The organism is Vibrio sp. 1580 (assembly GCF_033340055.1).
The window spans coordinates 1-901 of sequence record NZ_JAWOVT010000121.1; the positions used below are offsets into that span (position 1 = coordinate 1).

General features: G+C 43.0%; 1 protein-coding gene. It reads left to right on the forward strand.

Annotated elements, in window-relative coordinates:
• A partial coding sequence (locus R7093_RS24445; protein WP_318146915.1) for a helix-turn-helix transcriptional regulator occupies positions 1–657 on the forward strand: 657 nt, incomplete at its 5' end.
• Positions 658–901: the final 244 nt, after the last annotated feature.

Here is a 901-nt window from a genome sequence, read left to right on the forward strand (position 1 = left end):
ATCATCAAGCGCTCTTTCCGAGGTCAAGCCGTTAAAGTGATGTTAGAAGAGGGGCGGGACATTGTCTCACTCAGCTTTTTGGATTACGGAACACAATTGCCAAATAAACTTTCTCTAAGTCGTCCTGCTAATAACAATGTGGACTTGAGTATCGACAATCTTTCGCAACTGGTTACGGTGAGTGGAGGGCACTTAGCGGTGTTCACTTCTGATGCGCAAAATAAAATTGAGATTACTTGGCCGATGGCAAAAGAGTTGAGCCATGTCGAGGAAGTTTTACCAGAATTTGTGCCAGAAAACATCGCCGAAGAAAAAGCCAGTCCAGAGAATGAGTGGCTACAAAAGGTTTATCAGTTAGTTGCTGAGCATTACCATGACCCTGATTTTGGTACTGCGACAGCGGCTAAGATGTTATTTATGTCTGAACGTAGTTTACAACGCCGCTTTAAGTCGGCCTCGTCAAGAACGTTAAAAGATTATTTAACGGAGGTACGGTTAGAAACTGCTTGTGAACAGTTACTCGCAGGTGAAAAAATCAGTGAAGTCGCTTTCAACTGCGGTTTCAATGATCCTTCTTACTTCAGCCAGAAGTTCAAGTTGCACTTTGGTTTACCTCCATCAAAGTTCGCGATGGAACAAGACAATCACGCAAATTAGCCTTCAATCTTTCGAACATCGTTAGTAGTTACAACACGGATGTTATCTAAGTCACCTCCTCTCGTTTAACGGCGTGATTCGTTCTGATACCGCAACTAAACCATTCTAGTCGCCTCGGGTTACGCAGCGTTCTGTTTTTTGAGTTGTTCTGAGTAAGTAAAGCATCTGTACTTTCTTATGTAGTTCGCAGCACCAAAGAGCTGCAATGCCTTTGTGTTGTTAGGCTAGAGTTTTTTTGCCTAAT